This is a genomic window from Hallerella sp. (assembly GCF_022776125.1).
Classification (GTDB): domain Bacteria; phylum Fibrobacterota; class Fibrobacteria; order Fibrobacterales; family Fibrobacteraceae; genus Hallerella; species Hallerella succinigenes.
This window is the reverse complement of sequence record NZ_JALFIA010000065.1, coordinates 1-2,663: the sequence shown is the minus strand read 5'-3', so window position 1 is coordinate 2,663 and position 2,663 is coordinate 1. Positions and strand designations below refer to the sequence as shown.

Sequence of the window (2,663 nt, the reverse complement as noted above, 5' to 3'; positions counted from 1 at the left end):
GTTCTTTCCTCGTGTTCACGCTTGTATACGTCGCCTTCGTCTACCCGATCGTAGGTTCCTGGACATGGGGCGGCGGCTGGCTCGGCGCTGAAGACGGCTTCCTTGCAACGCATTTCGGTCACGTGTTCCACGACCTCGCCGGTTCTGAACTCGTGCACTCCGTGGGTGGGTGGGGCGCTCTCGCCGGCGTAATCATCCTTGGACCGCGTCTTGGCAAGTATGTAAACGGCAAGTCTCACGCTATCCCGGCTCACAACATTCCGCTCGCCACAATCGGCGTGTTCATCCTGTGGTTCGGCTGGTGGGGATTCAACGGTGGTTCTGCTCTGAGCGGAAATCCGTTCGATGTCACACTCATCTTGGTGACGACAAACCTCGCCGCTGTTGCAGGCATCATCACCGCTACGGCTACTTCCTGGATCATTTCGAAGAAGCCGGATGCCACGATGGCTTTGAACGGTTGCTTGGCGGGCCTCGTTGCGATTACCGCCGGAGCTGACACGGTTTCTCCGCTCAGCTCCTGGATCATCGGCGCCATTGCAGGCGTGCTGGTTGTCCTTGCGGTCTTCCTCTTTGAAAAGCTCCGTTTGGACGACCCAGTCGGTGCTCTTTCGGTTCACCTCGTGAACGGTATCTGGGGCACGATCGCCGTGGGCATCTTCGATTACACCGGACGCTTCAGCGTTCTCACCCAGAGCATCGGAGTGATCGTTTACGCGATTCCGTGCTTCCTCGCTGCCTGCGCCATCTTCCTCGTGATCAAGAAGACGATGGGTCTCCGCGTGAGCGAGAAGGAAGAACTCCGTGGTCTCGACTTGAGCGAACACGCACAAGAATCTTACGGTGGATTCCAAATTTTCAGTAACACCTGATACCGCCAAGAGTCAGGTTGTTCTAGCGCAAAGGCGCTCGCGAAAGCGAGCGTCTTTTTTTACGATTTCCTTTGACAAAATTCAGATTTTATTCTATATTGTCGCCCGTAACCAATTCAAACGCGGTCGTGGTGGAATTGGTAGACACGCTAGCTTGAGGTGCTAGTGCGAGCAATCGCTTGAAAGTTCAAGTCTGTCCGACCGCATAAAGCTCTGATTCATGATCGAATCGGAGCTTTTGTTTTTTGACATCATACATTACCATCCACTGAGACCTTCCTCCATTTCGAACACTTCGTGGTTTCCGATAGACCTTTTTCACCATTTTTCTATCATTCATCAAAAATATAGGAGGTCCTATGCTTTTAGAAAAAAAATCGGTTGTGCTATGGATTGGTCTGCTACTTTTTTTGATCGCCTGTGACGAAAATACAAGTGCTCCTAGCCACAGCGATTTTTCCGATTCTTCTTCGAGCATTCTCCAAAGCAGTTCTTCATCCACCCTCCCAAACGGCGTCTCTAGCTTCTCCCAAAGCAGTTCCAGCGAATCTATTCCAACCAGTTCCGACGGATGCATCCGCAGCAGCTCCTCGCGTACCGTCCAAAGCAGTTCTTCTAGCGCGATTTCCAGCAGTTCTTCTGAAGCAGAAATTCTTTCTTCAAGTTCCCCAACAAGTTCCTCTTCTAACGCGATCGTAGCCGTCGATCCTTCCACCGTGGTAAAGGGTTCCTTTACGGATAAACGAGACGGCAAGGTTTACAAGACCGTGAAGATCGGAGAACAGACCTGGATGGCGGAAAACCTCAATTACTCCGACAGCGTCAACACGCCAAGCCTTGTGGGCAAAAGTTGGTGTTACGAGAACGACTCCTCTTATTGCAAAAAGTACGGTCGTCTTTACTCCTGGGCGGCCGCCATCGATTCCGTAGCCCTGTATGATGCAAACGGCATTAATTGCGGTTATCACTATCTCTGTAGCGCCCTTCCGGATACCGTTCCTGGAATTTGCCCCCACGGATATCACCTTCCTTCATGGCCCGAATGGAAAACATTGCTAAGCGCCATTGGCGGCATTTCTAACTCGGGCATTATCCTATCTACAACGGGAAACTTACTCATGGCAACCGATGACTGGATTCCATGGGCTTCCCAAAAAGGCACCGATGATTATGGTTTTTCCGCTCTTCCAGCAGGACACTACAGCGGCGAACTCGGTAATTTTGGGGATGTCAGGGAATCGACTTCTTTCTGGACTTCTACGACCGCAGGCACTCTCTACTACTCGGACGCCATACATTTAAACAATCGAGATAGAAAAGCCTCCTTAGTGACTCCCGATCGGCGTAATGGCTTTTCTATTCGTTGCTTAATGGACTAAATCAGCAGTTGTCCAAGTAAGATTGCAAAATGTGCTGGGCGGCCAGGCGGTCCACAAGGCCCTTGTCCTGCTGCTTCTTTTTCTTTTTCAGGTAACTCGTTTCCTGCAAGGCGGCAACCGACGTATAGGCTTCGTCTTCCGTCTTGATCGGAATTTCGGGAAAGCGTTCCGCCAATTTACGCACAAATTCTTCGACGACCACGTTCTTGCCGTCCTTTCTTCCGTCGGGGCGGTACGGCATGCCGACTACAAAAATGTCAATTTTATTCAATTTGACGAGTTCGGAAAGGCGCGTCATCAGGTCGGTCTTCTTCTGATCGATTGTTTCACGGGCAAACGCCCACTTCATTTCGGAATCCGCAAAAGCAATCCCGACGCGATGTTCACCGTAGTCAATGCCTAAATAATTCAC

General features: G+C 51.0%; 3 protein-coding genes and 1 tRNA gene. 3 read left to right on the top strand and 1 reads right to left on the bottom strand.

Annotated features, from left to right (window positions below):
* From MR847_RS08100 to MR847_RS08090, 3 genes are all read left to right on the top strand, one after another.
* Positions 1-872 (top strand): ammonium transporter (locus MR847_RS08100; protein WP_287723474.1); only part of this gene is annotated, 872 nt, incomplete at its 5' end.
* A 122-nt stretch (positions 873-994) separates the two neighbouring features.
* Positions 995-1,078: transfer RNA gene (locus MR847_RS08095), tRNA-Leu, on the top strand.
* A 153-nt stretch (positions 1,079-1,231) separates the two neighbouring features.
* The gene (locus MR847_RS08090) at positions 1,232-2,251 is read left to right on the top strand and encodes a fibrobacter succinogenes major paralogous domain-containing protein (protein ID WP_287723473.1); all 1,020 of its coding nucleotides are present in this window, start codon (positions 1,232-1,234) and stop codon (positions 2,249-2,251) included.
* Between the two features lies 1 nt (position 2,252).
* On the opposite strand, the gene ruvX is transcribed toward MR847_RS08090, so the two are convergent.
* On the bottom strand, positions 2,253-2,663 hold a 411-nt coding region (gene ruvX, locus MR847_RS08085; RefSeq protein WP_287723472.1), incomplete at its 5' end, for a Holliday junction resolvase RuvX.